This window comes from Variovorax sp. OV329 (assembly GCF_900114785.1).
GTDB lineage: Bacteria > Pseudomonadota > Gammaproteobacteria > Burkholderiales > Burkholderiaceae_C > Variovorax.
Genome location: NZ_FOUG01000013.1, coordinates 50,930 through 67,447 on the forward strand (window position 1 = coordinate 50,930; position 16,518 = coordinate 67,447).

A 16,518-nucleotide genomic window follows, 5' to 3' on the forward strand; every position below is an offset into this window, starting at 1 on the left:
TCGATGGTACTTCGGCGGGGCTGGGCCACCGATTACATTCGCGTCATTTTCCGGCCCGGCATGGGCGCTTCAGCCTGCCACGCCGTAGGGGCTGAAGCGGCTCTGGTTCTCGTCCACCTCCAGCGGCCGGCCCACGTAGGGAAAGGCGCGCTGCGTGCAGCGCTCGCGCTCGCAGACCTTGCAGCCCATTCCGATGGGCGTGGCGGCATCCGGGTCGCCCAGGTCCAGGCCCTTGGCGTACACCAGCCGGCCGGCGTGGCGGATGTCGCAGCCCAGGCCGATGGAGAAGGTCTTGCGCGGCGCGCCGTACCCCTGAGCGCCGCTGCTCACGGCGCGGGCGATCCACAGGTAGCTGCGTCCGTCGGGCATGCGGGCCAGCTGCGGCAGGATGCGCCCGGGCTGGCCGAAGGCCTCGTAGACATTCCACAGCGGACAGGTGCCGCCGGCGCGGCTGAAGTGGAAGTGCGTGGCCGACTGCCGCTTGGAGATGTTGCCGGCCCGGTCCACGCGCACGAAGAAGAAGGGCACGCCCGGCTCGCCCGGGCGCTGCAGCGTGCTCAGGCGGTGGCACACGGTCTCGAAGCCGACGCCGAAGCGCTGGCCCAGCAGGTCGATGTCGTAGCGCATGGCTTCCGCGGCGCGCAGGAAGGTGCCATAGGGCAGCAGCAGCGCGCCCGCGAAGTAGTTGGCCAGGCCGATGCGTCCCAGCCGGGCCGAGGCCTTGTCGTCGGCGAAGGCGGGCGAGCCGATCAGCGCATCGATCTGCGGGCCGATCTCCAGCAGCGCGACCTGCGTGGCCATCTGGAAAGCCTGCTGCCCGGGCTCCAGCACCGAGGACAGGCGCAGCGTGCGCTCCACCGGGTCGTAGCGGCGCTTGCTCTCTTGCGCGTCGTCGGTGAGCAGCACGCGCACGCCATGTTCCTGCGAGAGGCGCCGCGCCAGCCAGTCCGTCAGGCGGCCACCTTCGGCCTGGGCCTGCAGCGCGAGCTTCTCCGCCGCGCGGTCGATGGCGTCGAAATGGTTCTGGTGCGCGAAGAAGAAGTCCCGCACCACCTCGAAGGGCGTGGCGCGTGGCGCCGGCGCATCCGAGCGGTCGTCGCCCAGGCGCAGCGCCATCGCCTCCAGTTGCGCGGCCGAGTCGAGATGGCGCCGGTGCAGCGCAAGCAGCGCGCGGCCCAGCGCGGGCATCTGCGCGGCCACCTCCTGCAACTCGGGCAGGCTGACCGGCTCGGCCGCATCGGCCAGTGCATCGCGCAGGCCCGCCACCAGGCGGGCTTCCTCGTCCTCGGAGAACTCCTGGATGTCGATGCCCAGGGCGCGGTTGATCTTGAGCAGCACGGCTACCGTGAGCGGCCGCTGGTTCTGCTCGATCTGGTTGAGGTAGCTGGGCGACAGGCCCAGCGCCTGTGCCAGGGCGATCTGCGACAGGCCGCGTTCGGCGCGCAGCTTGCGCAGGCGCACGCCCATGAAGGTCTTCCTCATCGGGCCGCTCCTTGCATTGAGAGTTCGCAATATTCGCAAATTGGCCGGATTCCGTTCGCAGCAATTCGCCATTTCAGTCCTGTTCGCATGGGCTTATTTTGCGTAAATTGCGAAGCATGACAACACCCCAGGGAACCGTCGAGCTGCACGAACTGGTGCTGCCGGCGCATGCCAACCACCGCGGCACGCTGTTCGCCGGCCAGGGCCTGCAGCTGATGGCCAAGGCTGCCTTCCTGGCCGCGCGCAGCCTGGCGCAGCGCGAGGTGGTCATGGCCGGCGTGACTGGCGCCGACTTCCTGGCGCCCGTGGCCGTGGGCCATGAGCTGCTGCTGCGTGCCTGGGTCAGCCGCGTCGGACGCAGCTCGATGACCGTCTGCGTGACCGGGCTGGCGCAACTGCCCGGCATTCCCGCGGAAGAGGTCCTCAAGGGCGTGTTCGAGATGGTGGCCGTGGATGCGGCCGGCCGCCCCGCCGCCATCGATCGTTCTTATCTGGACAAGGAAACTGCATGAGCACCACCACAACCGCAGCGCCGGCGCAGGCGGCCTTCAGGCCCAAGAAATCCGTGGCCCTGTCGGGCGTCACCGCCGGCAACACCGCGCTGTGCACCGTCGGGCGCACCGGCAACGACCTGCAATACCGCGGCTACGACATCCTGGACATCGCCGAGGTCTGCGAGTTCGAGGAGATCGCCCACCTGCTGGTGCACGGCAAGCTGCCCACGCGCGCAGAACTGCGGGCCTACAAGAATCGCCTCAAGGCCATGCGCGGCCTGCCGGTGAGCGTGAAGGAATCGCTGGAGCGGCTGCCGGCCGGTGCCCACCCGATGGACGTGATGCGCACCGGCGTGTCCGCGCTGGGCTGCATCCTGCCGGAGAAGGACGACCACAGCCTGGCCGGCGCGCGCGACATCGCCGATCGCCTGATGGCCTCGCTGGGCTCGATGCTGCTGTACTGGTACCACTGGAGCACCCACGGCAAGCGCATCGAGGTGGAGACCGACGACGACTCCATCGGCGGGCACTTCCTGCACCTGCTGCACGGCAGGAAGCCTTCGCAGGCCTGGGTAAGCGCGATGCACACCTCGCTCAACCTCTACGCCGAGCACGAGTTCAACGCCTCCACCTTCACCGCTCGCGTGATCGCCGGCACCGGCAGCGACATGTACTCGGCCGTTGCCGGCGCCATCGGTGCGCTGCGCGGCCCCAAGCACGGCGGCGCCAACGAGGTGGCCTTCGAGATCCAGAAGCGCTACGACAACCCCGACGAAGCCGAGGCCGACATCCGCCGACGCGTGGAGCTCAAGGAAGTCGTCATCGGCTTCGGCCACCCCGTCTACACGGTGAGCGATCCGCGCAACGTCGTGATCAAGCGCGTGGCGAAGACCCTGTCGGACGACGCCGGCTCGACCAAGATGTACGACATCGCGCAGCGGCTGGAATCGGTCATGTGGGAGGCCAAGAAGATGTTCCCCAACCTCGACTGGTTCAGCGCCGTGAGCTACCACATGATGGGCGTGCCCACGGCCATGTTCACGCCGCTGTTCGTCATCGCACGCACCAGCGGCTGGGCAGCGCACGTGATCGAGCAGCGCGTGGACAACAAGATCATCCGGCCCAGCGCGAACTACACCGGTCCGCAAGACCTGGCCTTCGTGCCCATCGAGCAGCGCCGGTAGGCAAGAAGAAGACGCGCCAGCTTTCAACTTGCTTCCGTTGTTGCAGAGGGTGGCGTACTAGCATCCGGGCAGGGTTGCATCTGCCTGCGACCCACCACTACAACACTGGAGATTTTCAAGTCATGACGCTTCGCCGCCGCACCTTCTCCGCCGCCATCGCCAGCCTCGCCGCGCCGCTGCCGATGCTCGCGCGCTCGCAGGACGCCTACCCCAGCAAGCCCATCCGCATCGTGTGCCCCTTCGCGCCCGGCGGTGGCTCCGACTTCATCGCACGCGTGGGCGCCGACCTGCTCGCCAAGGGGCTGGGCCAGCCGGTGGTGGTCGACAACCGCCCCGGGGCCGGCGGCACGCTGGGCACCGAGATCGCGCTGCATACCCCGCCCGACGGCTACACGCTGCTGCTGGTGGCGGGCAGCTACACGGTCAACCCCTCGCTCTACAAGCTGAAGTTCGATCCGGTGGGCGACATGGTACCGGTGATCCAGCTCTCCAAGGGCGCGTACGTGGTGTGCGTCAACCCGGCCAAGGTGCAGGCCAAGAGCCTGGAAGAACTGCTGGAATATGCGCGGAAGAACCCCGAGAAGCTGACCTTTGCCTCGGCCGGCAACGGCAGCCACCTGCACATCGCCACCGAGTACATGTTCGGCATGGCCAAGGTGAAGGCCACGCACGTGCCCTACAAGGGCACCGGCCCGGCCGTGACGGACCTGGTGGCGGGCAACGTCGACATGCTGGTGGCCGGCACCGAGGCGCTGATGCCGCACGTCAAGTCGGGCCGCCTGCGCGCCCTGGCCGTGACGACGAAACAGCGCCAGCCGGCCTACCCCGACATCCCGCCGGTGGCCGAGACGAAGGGCCTGGGCGACTACGACGTGGTCGCGTGGCACGGCCTCATTGCGCCCAAGGGCGTGCCGCCGGCCATCATCGCCAAGATCAACGCAGCGCTCAACACGGGCCTGAAGGGCCCCGAGCTGGTGGCCAAGCTGGAGCCCACCGGCGTGTCGCCCGCAGGCGGCACATTGGAAGCCTTCGGCAACCTCATCAAGACGGAAATTCCGCGCTACGCGAAGGTCGTCAAGGACAACAACATCAAGGCTGATTGAGCTTGAATCATCTGTATCGCCAATCTCTTCCCGGCACCGCGCTGGACTATTTCGATGCACGCGGCGCGGTCGACGCCCTGCGCCCCGGCGCCTGGGCCACGCTGCCCTACACCGCGCGCGTGCATGCCGAAAACCTGGTGCGCTGCGCCGACCCCGTGCAGCTCCAGGCCTACCTCGCGCAATTGATCGAGCGCCGACGCGACCTGGACTTCCCGTGGTTCCCGGTGCGCGTGGTGTGCCACGACATCCTGGGCCAGACCGCGCTGGTGGACCTGGCCGGACTGCGCGATGCCATCGCCTCGCAAGGCGGCGATCCGGCCGCGGTGAACCCGGTGGTGCCGGTGCAGCTCATCGTGGACCACTCGCTGGCCGTGGAGTGCGGCGGCTTCGACCCCGACGCCTTTCGCAAGAACCGCGCGATCGAAGACCGCCGCAACGAGGACCGCTTCCACTTCATCGAATGGACGAAGAAGGCCTTCGACAACGTGGACGTGATCCCGGCGGGGAACGGGATCATGCATCAGATCAACCTGGAGAAGATGTCACCGGTGGTCTATGTACGCGATGGCGTCGCCTTCCCCGACACCTGCGTGGGCACCGACAGCCACACGCCGCACGTGGATGCATTGGGCGTCATAGCCGTCGGCGTGGGCGGCCTGGAGGCCGAGAACGTGATGCTGGGACGCGCCTCCTGGATGCGCCTGCCCGACATCGTGGGCGTGGAGCTCACCGGGCGCCGGCAGGACGGCATCACCGCCACCGACATCGTGCTGGCGCTCACCGAGTTCCTGCGACAGGAGAAGGTGGTGGGCGCGTACGTCGAGTTCTTCGGCGAGGGCGCAAAGACCCTGTCGATCGGCGACCGCGCGACCATCTCCAACATGTGCCCGGAGTACGGCGCCACCGCCGCGCTGTTCTACATCGACGAGCAGACGATCGACTACCTGCGGCTCACCGGCCGCGAGGACGCGCAGGTGAAGCTCGTCGAGACCTATGCGAAAGCGGCTGGCTTCTGGGCCAGCGCGCTGGAGACCGCGCAGTACGAACGCGTTCTGCGCTTCGACCTGTCCACGGTCGTGCGCAACATGGCCGGCCCGTCCAACCCGCACCGGCGGCTGCCCACCAGCGCGCTGCGCGAGCGCGGCATCGCCGTCGGCCTGGACAAGGCGCTCGCGGAAGAGGCGCAGGGCCTGATGCCCGACGGCGCGGTGATCATCGCTGCCATCACCAGCTGCACCAACACGTCGAATCCGCGCAACGTGATCGCGGCGGCGCTGCTGGCGCGCAACGCCAATGCGCGCGGGCTGTTGCGCAAACCCTGGGTGAAGACTTCGCTCGCGCCCGGATCGAAGGCGGTGGAGCTGTACCTGCAGGAAGCCGGCCTGCTGGGCGAGCTGGAGAAGCTGGGCTTCGGCATCGTCGCCTTCGCCTGCACCACCTGCAACGGCATGAGCGGCGCGCTGGCGCCGGAGATCCAGCAGGAGATCATCGAGCGCGACCTGTACGCCACCGCCGTGCTCTCGGGCAACCGCAACTTCGACGGCCGCATCCATCCTTATGCCAAGCAGGCCTTCCTGGCTTCGCCGCCGCTGGTGGTCGCCTACGCCATCGCGGGCACGGTGCGCTTTGACATCGAGCAGGACGTGCTCGGGCTGGACCAGGGGGGCGAGGAAGTCCGCCTGAAGGACATCTGGCCCGCCGACGCGGAGATCGACGCCATCGTCGCGGCGAGCGTGAAGCCGGCTCAGTTCCGCCAGGTCTACGAGCCGATGTTCGCCATCCGCGCCGACGACGAGGAGGCCGTGAGCCCTCAGTACGACTGGCGCCCGCAGTCCACCTACATCCGCCGCCCACCCTACTGGGACACCGAGGGCGTGGGCGCGCTGGCCGCCAACCCGCGCACGCTGACGGGCATGCGCCCCCTGGCGCTGCTGCCGGACAACATCACCACCGACCACCTCTCGCCCTCCAACGCGATCCTGAGAGACTCCGCGGCCGGCGAGTACCTGCACCGCATGGGCCTGCCGGAGGAAGACTTCAATTCCTACGCCACGCACCGCGGCGACCACCTCACCGCGATGCGCGCCACCTTCGCCAACCCCACGCTGAAGAACGAGATGGTCCGCAACGCCGACGGCAGCGTGAAGTCCGGGTCGCTGGCGCGCATCGAGCCCGAAGGCCGCGTGGTGCGCATGTGGGAGGCGATGGAGACCTACCTGAACCGCCGCCAGCCGCTGATCGTGATCGCTGGCGCCGACTACGGCCAGGGCTCCAGCCGCGACTGGGCCGCCAAGGGCGTGCGCCTGGCCGGCGTGGAGACCGTGGTAGCCGAGGGTTTCGAGCGCATCCACCGCACCAACCTCATCGGCATGGGCGTGCTGCCCCTGGAGTTCAAGCAGGGAACGAATCGCCTCACGCTGGAACTGGATGGCACCGAGACCTACGATGTGGTGGGCGGGCGCACGCCACTCGCCGAGCTGACACTGGTGGTCCACCGCCGCAGAGGCCAGACGCTGCAGGTGCCCGTGACCTGCAGGCTCGACACGGCCGAGGAGGTGTCGGTGTACGAGGCCGGCGGCGTGCTGCAGCGCTTCGCACAGGACTTTCTCGCATCGGCTGCCCAGGCAGCCTGAACGGACGCACGAATGGCATTCGCACCGCAGATCAAGATTCCCGCCACCTACATGCGGGGCGGCACCAGCAAGGGCGTGTTCTTCCGCCTGCAGGATCTGCCTGAGGCGGCGCAGAAGCCCGGCGCCGCGCGCGACCGCCTGCTGCTGCGCGTGATCGGCAGCCCGGATCCTTACGGCAAGCAGATCGACGGCATGGGCGCCGCCACGTCGAGCACCAGCAAGACGGTGATCCTCTCCAAGAGCACGCGGCCCGGCCATGACGTGGACTACCTGTTCGGGCAGGTCGCGATCGACAAGGCCTTCGTGGACTGGTCCGGCAACTGCGGCAACCTGTCGGCGGCCGTCGGCCCCTTCGCCATCGCCAACGGGCTTGTCGATGCCGAGCGCGTTCCGCGCAACGGCCTGTGCACCGTGCGCATCTGGCAGGCCAACATCGGCAAGACCATTGTCGCGCATGTGCCCATCACCGACGGGCAGGTGCAGGAGACGGGCGACTTCGAACTCGATGGCGTGACCTTTCCCGCGGCGGAAGTGCAACTCGAATTCATGGATCCGGCCGACGATGGCGAGGACGGCGGCGCGATGTTCCCCACCGGCCAATTGGTGGAAGAGCTGGAAGTGCCCGGCGTGGGCTGCTTCAAGGCCACGCTCATCAACGCCGGCATTCCGACCATCTTCCTGAACGCCAGCGACATCGGCTACACCGGCACCGAATTGCAGGGCGCCATCAACGGCGACAAGGCGGCCCTGGCGCGCTTCGAGGCCATCCGCGCCTGGGGCGCGGTGAAGATGGGGCTGATCCGCGAGGTGTCCGAAGCCGCGACGCGCCAGCACACGCCCAAGATCGCCTTCGTGGCGCCGCCGGCGGACTACGTCGCATCCAGCGGCAAGGAGGTTCGTGCGGCGGAGGTGGACCTGCTGGTGCGCGCACTGTCCATGGGCCAGTTGCACCACGCGATGATGGGCACGGCGGCGGTGGCCATCGGCACGGCGGCAGCGGTGCCCGGCACGCTGGTCAACCTGGCTGCCGGGGGCGGCGAGCGCGAGGCGGTTCGCTTCGGCCATCCTTCCGGCACCCTGCGCGTGGGCGCGCAGGCGCATCGCGAAGGCGGCCAGTGGGTCGTCACCAAGGCGCAGATGAGCCGCAGCGCCCGGGTGCTGATGGAAGGGTGGGTGCGGGTGCCGGCTTGAGCAGCGCCCAAAGGGTTTGCGGCGGCGGGCAGGCGGGCGCATCATGCTCGTTGCCGGCCTGTCCGGCATCCAAAGCACAACATCAAGACTCAAGGAGCAGCACCATGAACACTGCACTCATTCGCCGGCGCACCGCAGTGCTGGCGCTGTCGGCCTGCGCATTGGTGGCCGGCACAGCATCCGCCCAACAGGCCTGGCCCAGCAAGCCGATCCGCTTCGTCGTGCCCTTCTCGGCAGGCGGTGCCAACGACCTCCTGGGTCGCGCGGCTGCGGAAGGCGCATCCAAGGTGCTGGGCCAGCCCATCATCGTCGACAACAAGCCAGGCGCCGGCGCCATGCTGGGCACCGACGTGGTGGCCAAGAGCGCGCCCGATGGCTACACCTTCCTGATCAGCGCCGCGGGCGTGGTCTCCAACAGCATGATCCGCAAGGTGCCCTACAAGGACAGCGACCTGGTGCCCGTGGCCATGATCGGCCTGGCGCCGTCGGTGATCGTGGCGCCGGCCGACGCGCCCTACAAGGACCTGAAGGAATTCGTTGCCGCTTCCAAGAAGGGCAAGGGCCTGCACTTCGCGACCGCCGGCACCGGCAGCACCCCGCACTTCGTCGAAGGCATCCTGGAAAAGAACTACGGCGCCAAGCTGGACCTGGTGCCCTACAAGAGCGGCTCCGAGTCGATCACCGCCGTGCTGGGCAACCAGGTGGAAGCCACTTCGGAGGCGAGCATCGTGGTGCTGCCCTACATCAAGGCCGGCAAGCTCAAGCCGCTGGCCACCACCTGGACGCAGCGCATCTCGGCCTACCCGCAACTGCCCACGGCCATCGAGCTGGGCTTCGACGACATCCGCATCGCGCACTGGGCCGGCGTGCATGCGCCGGCCGGCACGCCGCAAGCCATCCTCGACAAGATGGCCGATGCGGTGAACCAGGCCATGAAGGACCCCGCCACGGTGAAGCGCCTCAAGGACATGGGCATCGAGCCCATCGGCGGCACGCGCGCATCGTTCGTGAAATTCGTGGACGAGGAACGGACCCGCCTGGGCGCCGTGGTCAAGGCCACGGGAATGAAGGAAGAATGAAGATGAGTTCCAGCAGCACCCGCAAGACCCTGCGCGCACTGGCCGAGGCGCGCCGTGGCGTGCTGGTGCCGGGCGCCTTCAACGCCCTGTCCGCCAGGGTCATCGAGGACCTGGGCTTCGAGGCCCTCTACATCACCGGCGCCGGCGTCACCAACATGTGGTTCGGCATGCCGGACCAGGGCTTCATGGGGCTGCACGAGATCGCCGACCACACAGCGCGCATCCGCGACGCGGTGAGCCTGCCGCTGATCGTGGACGCCGATACCGGCTTCGGCAATGCGCTCAACGTGCGCCACACGGTGCGCGTGCTGGAGCGCGCGGGGGCCGACTGCATCCAGTTGGAGGACCAGGTCGCGCCCAAGCGCTGCGGCCATTTCTCGGGCAAGGAGGTCATCCCCACCGAGGAGGCGGTCAGCAAGATCAAGGCAGCCGTCGATGCGCGCCAGGATGCGGATTTCATGATCATGGCCCGCACCGATGCGGCGGCAGTCCATGGCTTCGAGGCGGCCATCGAGCGCGCGCAGAAGTTCGCCGAGGCCGGCGCCGACATCCTCTTCGTCGAGGCCGTGACCACCGAGGACGAGATCCGCGCGCTGCCCAAGCGCCTGGCCAAGCCGCAGTTGATGAACATGGTGATCGGCGGCAAGACGCCCATCTTCAGCGCCGACGAACTGGGCGGCATGGGCTACGGCATCGTGCTCTATGCCAACGCGGCGCTGCAAGGCGCGCTGGCCGGCATGCAGAAGGCCTTGACCGTGCTGCGCGACGCCAAGGAAGTGCAGGAGTCCAGCGGCCTGGTCACGCCCTTTGCGGAGCGGCAGCGGCTGGTGGGCAAGCCCGAATGGGACGCGCTGGAAAAGCGCTACACCTGAGCCGGCTTCTTCTTCGCAGCGCTGCCGCCTGGGTAGGCGTCGCCGACCTTGCGGGCCATCCCGATGAAGGCCTTGAGGTAGTCGATGCCGGTGTCCGAATCACGTGCGCCCAGGTAGATCTGCTTGGCCACGCCGCGCGCGCCCAGCCGCACGGGCACCACGTCCATCTTCTGCGCGTACTCCTGTACCAGCCAGCGCGGAAGCGCCGCCACGCCGCGGCCGCTGGCCACCATCTGCACCATGATGTCGGTGGTCTCGATGGTCTTGTGCCGTTTGGGCGTGACGCCGGCGGGCAGCAGGAACTGGTTGTAGATGTCCAGCCGGTCGATGTCCACCGGGTAGGTGATGAGCACTTCCTGCGTCAGCTGCCGCGGCTTGACGTGGGACTCGCCCGCCAGCGGATGCTTGGCTGACACCACCAGCACCTGCTCGTAGTCGAACACGGGCTCGAAGTGCAGGCCCGGCTTGAACAGCGGGTCGGGCGTGACCAGCAGGTCGATCTCGTAGCCGAAGAGCGCGCCGATGCCGCCGAACTGGAATTTCTGCCGCACGTCCACGTCCACGTCGGGCCATGCGGCCAGGTAGGGCGACACCACCTTCAGCAGCCACTGGTAGCAGGGATGGCATTCCATGCCGATGCGCAGCGTGCCGCGCTCGCCCTGCGCGAACTGGCCCAGGCGCTCTTCCGCCAGGTCCAGCTGCGGCAGCACCCGGTTGGCCACGGCCAGCAGGTACTGGCCGGCCTGCGTGAGGCGCAGGCTTCGGCCCTCGCGCAGCCAGATGTCGGTGCCCAGCTGCTGCTCCAGCTTCTTCATGCTGTGGCTCAGTGCCGACTGGGTGACGCACAGCACGCCGGCGGCCGCGGTGAGCGAGCCCTGCTTCTCGACCTCCTGGACGATGGCCAGGTGCACGCGTTCAAGCATGAGGGAAATTCATCGATACGTGAGATAAGACCATTTTACTTCATGGAGTTGGGTGCCTAGCATCGGGCCCTTCGCTTGAACGGCTCTGTACCACCGCCTCCATCTCCATGACGACCACCCACAACCTCGGATTCCCCCGCATTGGCGCGAAGCGCGAATTGAAGTTCGCGCTGGAGGCCTACTGGAAAGGCGAGTCCACCCGCGACTCCCTGAAGGACCTGGGCGCGCAACTGCGCCAGCGCCATTGGCAGGACCAGGCCGGCATCGACCTGGTGCCCGTGGGCGACTTCTCCTTCTACGACCAGGTGCTGGACACCAGCTTCCTGCTGGGCAACCTGCCCGAGCGCGTGCAGGGCTTCCACGGCGATGCGCTGGACAACTACTTCCGCGTGGCCCGTGGCCGTTCGGCCCAGACGGGCGAAGACCACGGCGCCTGCTGCGGCGGTGTCGCCGCCGGCGAGATGACCAAGTGGTTCGACACCAACTACCACTACATCGTCCCCGAGTTCAGCGCGTCCACCGAGTTCAGGCTGGACGCGTCGCGCCTGCTGGCGCAGCTGGCCGAGGCGAAGGCGCAAGGCGTGAAGGCCAAGCCGGTCATCGTGGGCCCCGTGACCTACCTGGCGCTGGGCAAGGCCAAGGACGACTCGGACAAGCTGGAACTGTTGCCGCGCCTTCTGCCGGTGTATGCGCAGTTGCTGGACGCACTCGGGGCCCAGGGCGTGGAATGGGTGCAGATCGACGAGCCCCTGCTCGTGACCGAGCTGGATGCGCAATGGCAGCACGCCTTCAACACCGCCTACCACCAGCTCAAGAGCTGCCGCGTGAAGGTCCTGCTGGCCACCTACTTCGGGCAGCTGCAGGACAACAAGTACCTGGCCGCCAACCTGCCCGTGGCCGGCCTGCACGTGGACGCCATCAACGGCCGCGAGGACGTGCTGCCCTTGCTGAGCATGCTGCCGCCGCACAAGGTGCTGTCGCTGGGCGTGATCAACGGACGCAACATCTGGAAGACCGACCTGGGCGCCGCGCTCGACTGGCTGGAGCCCATCGCCGAGCGGCTGGGCGAGCGCCTGTGGATCGCGCCATCCTGCTCGCTGCTGCACGTGCCCGTGGACCTGGCGAGCGAGAAGAAGCTGGACCCGGACCTCCAGTCCTGGTTGGCCTTCGCGCTGCAGAAGCTGGACGAACTGCGCGTGCTGGCGGCCGCCCTGAACCGGGGCCGCGATGCGGTGAAGGAGGCGCTGTCCGCCAACCGCGCCGCGCTCAATTCGCGCCGCACTTCGCCGCGCGTGCACAACCCCGAAGTGCAGGCGGCAGTGGCGCGCATCAGCCGCCAGATGGGCCAGCGCGAAAGCGGCTATGGTCAGCGCGCGGCCCAGCAGGCCGCCTTCCTGAAGCTGCCGGCCTACCCGACCACCACCATCGGCTCCTTCCCGCAGACGGCGGAGATCCGCCACGCGCGCAGCGAATTCAAGGCCGGACGCCTGGACGAGGCTGGCTACGCGAAAGCCATGAAGGCCGAGATCGAGCGCAGCGTGCGCGAGCAGGAGTCGCTCGGGCTGGACGTGCTGGTGCATGGCGAGGCCGAGCGCAACGACATGGTGGAGTACTTCGGCGAGCAGCTCGACGGCTACGCCTTCAGCCAGTTCGGCTGGGTGCAGTCCTATGGCTCGCGCTGCGTGAAGCCGCCCATCCTGTTCGGCGACATCAGCCGTCCGCGCGCGATGACGGTGGACTGGATCACCTATGCCCAGTCGCTGACCCGCAAGCCGATGAAGGGCATGCTGACCGGGCCCGTCACCATCCTGAACTGGTCTTTCGTGCGCGACGACCAGCCGCGCGCAGCCTCGTGCAGGCAGCTCGCCCTGGCCATCCGAAAGGAAGTGCTGGACCTGGAGAAGGCCGGTGTGCGCGTCATCCAGATCGACGAGGCGGCGCTGCGCGAAGGCCTGCCGCTGCGCAAGTCGCAGTGGAAGGAGTACCTGGACTGGGCCGTCGAGTCCTTCCGCATCACGGCCAACGGCGTGCGCGACCAGACGCAGATCCACACCCACATGTGCTATTCGGAGTTCAACGACATCATCGCGTCCATCGCGGACATGGATGCCGACGTGATCACCATCGAGACCTCCCGGTCGGACATGGAACTGCTCGATGCCTTCGACAGCTTCAACTATCCGAACGAGATCGGGCCGGGCGTGTACGACATCCACTCGCCCAACATCCCGACGCAGGAGCACATCGTGCAGCTGATGAGGAAGGCGGCGCAGCGCATCCCGGCCGAGCGCTTGTGGGTGAACCCCGACTGCGGGCTGAAGACGCGCCAGTGGGCCGAGGTGCTTCCCGCGTTGAGGAACATGGTGTCCGCCGCGAAGGTCTTGCGCGCGGCCGCCTGAGCGGCAACGAAAAAGCGGGCGCTGAGGCGCCCGCTTCCACTCGATGGTCTCGCGTGCTTATGGCTTGTTGGGCCACACCAGCGGGAAGTCCGTGCTGGGCATGCTGAACACGGCGACGATGTCATCCAGCGCGGCGGCGTTCCCGTCCGCCTTGAGCGCGCCGGACTTCGCTTCGTCGGCTGCCTTGGCCTGCGCCTTGACGATGCGGCCGAAGGTGGCCTGGTCGAGCGTGTAGCTCGCGTCCAGCTTCTCGCCCGGGAAGGGCTGGCCCAGGTTGAGCACCGAATTCTCCAGGCGCAGCGTGTACTTCTGCTTGCCGAGGGCCAGGCCGACGCGGATCGCCTTGCCCTGCGCCTTGGCCGGGTCCACCAGCGCGGCCAGGTAGTCCACGGCCATGGGAACGGGGATGGTCGCCGGGTCGATGATGGGCCGCGTGTGGCGGCGCTCGCCACCGTACTGGCGCAGTTCCATGGCAGCAGTCAGGTAGAAGCCGCGCCAGGTGGCGGACTCGGCCTGGAAGCCCATCTGTTCCAGCGCCGCGGCCTGCAGTTCGCGAGCGGCCTTGTTCTCGGGGTCGGCATACACGGCGTGGTTCACCAGCTGTGCGGTCCAGCGGTAGTCGCCCGCGTCGAAGGCCTTGCGGCCCAGCTTGAGCACGTTGTCGATGCCGCCCATGGCTTCCACGTAGAGCCTGGCCGCGTCGATGCGCGGCAGTGGGTCGAGCTCGGCCGGATTGCCGTTGAAGTAACCCAGGTAGAAGTCGTACACCGCACGCGCGTTGTGCTTGAGCGCGCCGTAGTAGCCGCGGTTGTAGAACTCCTTGTCCAGCGAAGGCGGCAGCTTGATCATGTTGGAGATCTCGACCGCGTCGTAGCCGTTGTTGGCCAGGCGCAGCGACTGGTCGTTGATGTACTTGTACATGTCGCGCTGCTTGCCCAGGAAGGTGCGGATGCTCTCGTTGCCGTACACCGGCCAGGTGTGGGGGCTGAAGGCCATCTGCGCGTCGGCGCCGAACATCTCGAGCGCGGTGTTGAGCGTCTGCGCCCACACGCGCGCGTCGCGCACCTTGGTGCCGCGGATGGAGTAGAGGTTGTGCATCAGCTGGTTGCCGTCCTCGGCCAGGCACAGGGCCTTGAGCTGCGGAAAGTAGAACAGCATCTCGGCCGGCGCTTCGGTGTGGGGCGCCATCTGGAACACCACGTCCAGCCCGTCCACGGTGAGCTTTTGCCCGGTACGGCTCACGACCTGCGTGGGCGGCGCGAGGGTGACGATGTCCTGCGCGGCCGGCACGCCCAGGCCGTTGGTGATGGTGCCCGCCGGCCCGGTGGGCAGGTTGAAGCCGTAGGAGAAGCCCGAGCGCCGGTCGATGATGTTGCCGGTGTAGAGCTGCTCGCTCACCGCCTCTTCCATGAAGGCCTCGGGCACGATGACCTGCACCTTGCCCGCCTTGATGTCTTCCAGCGTGGTGACGCCCAGCATGCCGCCGAAGTGGTCGCCGTGGCTGTGCGTGATGAGGATGGCCTTGACCGGCCGCGCACCCAGCTTCTCGTTGGCCAGCTTGAGGCCGGCGGCCGCGACGTTGGGCGAGATGTTGGGGTCGACCAGGATCCAGCCGGTCTTGCCCTCGATGAGGGTGAGGTTGGTGATGTCGTAGCCGCGGAACTGGTAGATGCGCTCGGCGATCTTGTACAGGCCCTGCACGTTGTTGATCTGCGCCTGGCGCCAGAGGCTGGGGTTGGCAGTGGGCGGCGCCTCGGCGGCATTGTTGAGGAAGTCGAGCTTCGAGGCGTCATAGACCACGCCTTTCTCGCTCATGTAGTTGCCATCCTTGCCGAGGATCTTCGGGTCGTCGAGCCTGGCGATGAAGCCCTTTTGCGCCGCCGCGTAGGCGGCCTTGTCACTGAAGTCCAGTTCCTTGAGCACGGCGGCGTTGGCCAGGCGCGTGTGCTCGGTGGCCACGCCGACCGGCAGCGGATCGCCGGACGGTGCGGCTTGCGAGGCCTGGGCTTTGCTGGTGTCGTTCGAGCCCGAACAACCCTGGAGTGCCAGCAGCGCGAGCGCGCTGGCGCAGAGGAGCGCGCGGCTCCCCAAGACGAGTCTTGTAGACATTTTTTCAACTCCCTGATGACGGATGCCGGGGTGGCTCCGTCTGGGCGTACTGTAGTTGGATTTGTCTGTCGTCGAACCGGTACGCGGAGCAGTGTTCAGGCCTGCGCCTGCCTCGCCATGCTGCGCACCGACGAGGGCAACGCGCGGACCATCTCGGCCAGGTAAGCCGTCAGTTCGGATTCGTCATTGCGACGGCGGTTCATCACGACCGGCGTGCTCACGCCTTCGTCGCCCAGGGGCAGGTAGAGCACGCCCTCGCGGTGCAGGTTCTGCACCGACTGCGGCACCAGCGCGTAGCCCAGGCCCGCCACCACCAGGCCGATCGCGGTCTGCACTTCGTTGGATTCGAGCGCCACCGTGGGTTTCAGCCCGCGCGACTGGAACATCTCCAGCACCTGGTCGGCATAGCTCGGCCGCGGCTTGGCGGGGTAGAGCAACAGCGGCTCCGAGGCCAGCTTGGCGAGGGTGATCTGCTTGTGCTTGACCAGCCGATGGTTCGCCGGCAACGCCACCATCACGGGCTCGTTGCGCACCAGTTCCCCCACGACGTCGTCGTCGTCGAAGGAGAGCCGCCCGAAGCCCATGTCGATGCGGCCGGCCTTGAGCCCTTCCATCTGCTGCACCGTCGTCATCTCGTGCAGGTGCAGTTCGACCGTGGGGTGCGCCTGGCGGAACTGCCGGATCACGTCCGGCAACTTGCCGTAAAGCGTCGATGGCGCAAAGCCGATGGCATACCAGGTGCGCCTGCCGCCCGCGATGCGTGCCGTGGCGGCCTGCACTTCCTGCATGCGGTCGAGCATCTGCTGCGCCTGGATCTGGAAGTAGCGCCCGGCCGTGGTGAGGCGCAGGGGCCGCGAGCTGCGGTCCAGCAGTTCGGCGCCGAGTTCCTCTTCGAGCGTGCGGATCTGCCGGCTCAGGGGCGGCTGCGCGATGTGCAGCTGCTCGGCCGCGCGGCTGAAGCTCAACTCGCGCGCGACGGCGCAGAAGTAACGCAGGTGACGCAACTCGAGGTGCATGGATCTTCCTCCTGCATGAAGGCGGATTGGTAG

The 16,518-nt window shown here is 67.7% G+C and carries 12 protein-coding genes; 8 read left to right on the top strand and 4 right to left on the bottom strand.

What is annotated here, in order from left to right; translation table 11 throughout:
• Positions 1-69: 69 nt before the first annotated feature.
• On the bottom strand, positions 70-1,482 hold the full coding sequence (locus tag BM345_RS20390; protein ID WP_093382822.1) for a short-chain fatty acyl-CoA regulator family protein: 1,413 nt from the start codon (positions 1,480-1,482) through the stop codon (positions 70-72).
• A gap of 116 nt (positions 1,483-1,598) precedes the next feature.
• Between BM345_RS20390 and BM345_RS20395 the strand changes: the two genes are divergently transcribed.
• The 7 genes from BM345_RS20395 (at position 1,599) to BM345_RS20425 (ending at position 10,038) form a co-directional block, all read left to right on the top strand.
• Positions 1,599-1,994 carry an acyl-CoA thioesterase gene (locus BM345_RS20395; RefSeq protein WP_093382824.1) on the top strand — a complete coding sequence of 132 codons (396 nt, stop codon included), beginning with the start codon at positions 1,599-1,601 and terminating at the stop codon, positions 1,992-1,994.
• Positions 1,991-3,160, top strand: a complete 1,170-nt coding sequence (prpC, locus tag BM345_RS20400; protein WP_093382827.1) for a bifunctional 2-methylcitrate synthase/citrate synthase — start codon at positions 1,991-1,993, stop codon at positions 3,158-3,160. The genes BM345_RS20395 and prpC overlap by 4 nt, the downstream gene beginning before the upstream one ends.
• Before the next feature lie 122 nt (positions 3,161-3,282).
• The gene (locus tag BM345_RS20405) at positions 3,283-4,263 is read left to right on the top strand and encodes a Bug family tripartite tricarboxylate transporter substrate binding protein (protein ID WP_093382830.1); all 981 of its coding nucleotides are present in this window, start codon (positions 3,283-3,285) and stop codon (positions 4,261-4,263) included.
• A 2-nt stretch (positions 4,264-4,265) separates the two neighbouring features.
• Entirely contained in the window at positions 4,266-6,896 is a 2,631-nt protein-coding gene (gene acnD, locus BM345_RS20410; RefSeq protein ID WP_093382832.1) for a Fe/S-dependent 2-methylisocitrate dehydratase AcnD, read from the top strand.
• 12 nt (positions 6,897-6,908) lie between these two features.
• Positions 6,909-8,087: a 2-methylaconitate cis-trans isomerase PrpF gene (gene prpF, locus BM345_RS20415; RefSeq protein ID WP_093382835.1), complete on the top strand. Its 1,179-nt coding sequence runs from the start codon at positions 6,909-6,911 to the stop codon at positions 8,085-8,087.
• Positions 8,088-8,191: 104 nt separating this feature from the next.
• Entirely contained in the window at positions 8,192-9,166 is a 975-nt protein-coding gene (locus BM345_RS20420) for a Bug family tripartite tricarboxylate transporter substrate binding protein (protein WP_093382837.1), read from the top strand.
• On the top strand, positions 9,163-10,038 hold the full coding sequence (locus BM345_RS20425; protein WP_175545095.1) for an isocitrate lyase/PEP mutase family protein: 876 nt from the start codon (positions 9,163-9,165) through the stop codon (positions 10,036-10,038). Before BM345_RS20420 ends, BM345_RS20425 begins: the two co-directional genes overlap by 4 nt.
• Here the strand turns inward: BM345_RS20425 and BM345_RS20430 are convergent.
• Complete coding sequence (locus tag BM345_RS20430) at positions 10,029-10,961, bottom strand: LysR family transcriptional regulator (RefSeq protein ID WP_093382840.1); 933 nt, start codon at positions 10,959-10,961, stop codon at positions 10,029-10,031. The genes BM345_RS20425 and BM345_RS20430 overlap by 10 nt on opposite strands.
• Positions 10,962-11,068: 107 nt before the next feature.
• On the opposite strand from BM345_RS20430, the gene metE reads away from it, so the two are divergent.
• A complete protein-coding gene (gene metE / locus BM345_RS20435; protein ID WP_093382842.1) occupies positions 11,069-13,360 on the top strand; it encodes a 5-methyltetrahydropteroyltriglutamate--homocysteine S-methyltransferase in 2,292 nt (763 codons plus the stop codon).
• 57 nt (positions 13,361-13,417) lie between these two features.
• Here metE and BM345_RS20440 read toward each other — a convergent pair whose 3' ends face one another.
• Both BM345_RS20440 and BM345_RS20445 read right to left on the bottom strand, forming a co-directional pair.
• On the bottom strand, positions 13,418-15,469 hold the full coding sequence (locus BM345_RS20440; protein ID WP_093382845.1) for an alkyl/aryl-sulfatase: 2,052 nt from the start codon (positions 15,467-15,469) through the stop codon (positions 13,418-13,420).
• Between the two features lie 95 nt (positions 15,470-15,564).
• Positions 15,565-16,485, bottom strand: a complete 921-nt coding sequence (locus BM345_RS20445; RefSeq protein WP_093382847.1) for a LysR family transcriptional regulator — start codon at positions 16,483-16,485, stop codon at positions 15,565-15,567.
• Between the last annotated feature and the right edge of the window lie 33 nt (positions 16,486-16,518).